The sequence below is a fragment of the Sediminispirochaeta bajacaliforniensis DSM 16054 genome (assembly GCF_000378205.1).
Taxonomy (GTDB): domain Bacteria; phylum Spirochaetota; class Spirochaetia; order DSM-16054; family Sediminispirochaetaceae; genus Sediminispirochaeta; species Sediminispirochaeta bajacaliforniensis.
Map to the genome: position 1 here is coordinate 1 of NZ_KB899475.1, position 1,382 is coordinate 1,382.

General features: G+C 43.2%; 2 protein-coding genes. Both read left to right on the forward strand.

The window, feature by feature from the left end:
- Positions 1-473 precede the first annotated feature (473 nt).
- On the forward strand, positions 474-1,082 hold the full coding sequence (locus F459_RS0121945; protein WP_020614780.1) for a TetR/AcrR family transcriptional regulator: 609 nt from the start codon (positions 474-476) through the stop codon (positions 1,080-1,082).
- A 121-nt stretch (positions 1,083-1,203) separates the two neighbouring features.
- A complete protein-coding gene (locus F459_RS24615) occupies positions 1,204-1,332 on the forward strand; it encodes a hypothetical protein (protein ID WP_281167951.1) in 129 nt (42 codons plus the stop codon).
- Positions 1,333-1,382 lie beyond the last annotated feature (50 nt).

A 1,382-nucleotide genomic window follows, 5' to 3' on the forward strand; every position in this document is an offset into this window, starting at 1 on the left:
GGTTCTTTGGCGGGGATGATGACGGAAGGCTCGGACAGTTCGACGAGAGCAGTTACCTTCAACTCAAGGTCAAAGCCATGTTTTAAGCCTTGCTTCAATTGCAAGGAAGGAGTGATGCGATATGAAAAGGGTGTTGCAAACGGCGCTGATCGTCTTGATTACGGCGATATTTCTCAGCAGTTGTCTCAGCCTCAAGCCTTTCACCGATGAAGAAATCGACCGCCTAACCCTAGTCGAATCAAACACGACGATTATTGCATAAAGTAAGGACGCTGTCGGTTCTCGGCAGGATGAGCCTTCCTCCCATCCGGCTGGCACCGGTGGGGATTACCCGGAAGCAGTCCCTGCGGAACGTCAGAACTTTTACGGGAATCGGCAGCTTTTTTCCCACAGGCCTGTATCGAAAGAAAAATAATGGCAACTTGAGTTATTGATATAAGTCCTATACACTTTTGATGCTCGACGGAGGACCTATGACGCGCGAAGAAAAAATTTGTAGTGCCGCCTTTTCTCTTTACATCAAACATGGCCCCCAGAAAGTCAGCATGCAGGAAATTGCCGATACGGCAGGTGTCAGTAAAAAGACCCTTTACAACCGATTTGGAAATAGAGAGAAATTACTTGATCGTACCATTGAGTGGCATTCCCGCCGTATCGTCGGCTTTTTCGAAAACTTAATGGAAAGCGATGTATCGATTGCGGAAAAACTGGTGAAAGCTATAGAGTTTGTCTCCAGGGAACTCGACCGGGAAATCGAAGCTCTTCAACAGGAACTGGTGCGTTCCAATCCTTACCTAAAGGATATTCCCGTCAACTTTTTACATAAGAAGATACGATTGATGCTCGAACAGTTGGTTGAGCAGGCAAAAAATGCCGGTCTCTGCCGAACCGATTATTCGACTCGGATGATCATCTATATCATCCTTTCTATGATAAAAGGGCTTACAAGCTGGAAAGCCGTGAGTGATGTGTATACCGATAGCAAGTATTTATTCGGAACAACCATGAAATTTATTTTAGATGCGTTTCTCACGGAAAAAGGAAAAAAAGTTCTCCCCATCGATACATTTCAAACGCTCTAAGAATCTGAAAACTTCATTATTTCGTTGTTAATATGAGTGATTTCTCTTGTTTCTTGTGCTCTTCGTCACTATATTACACTTATAACACATTATTAGTGTAATAAAAGCAAGCGAGGGAAATTTGAGAAAGCTTTATCGCTATCCGTTAGTAAATATCATCATCATCGCTTTGATTACGCTTTTCTTCGGACTGCAGATTCCGAATGGTAGTGTCAATAAACTTGCGCAAATTCTTTTTGCCTCAATCTGAAGAATTTACTTATGAGACCTGATTCTCCCGATCGTAATCAATCAGCAGGT

Excerpts from the sequence above, each read along its gene's own strand:
- F459_RS0121945 (WP_020614780.1), top strand. The coding sequence starts at position 474 with ATGACGCGCGAAGAAAAAATTTGTAGTGCCGCCTTTTCTCTTTACATC.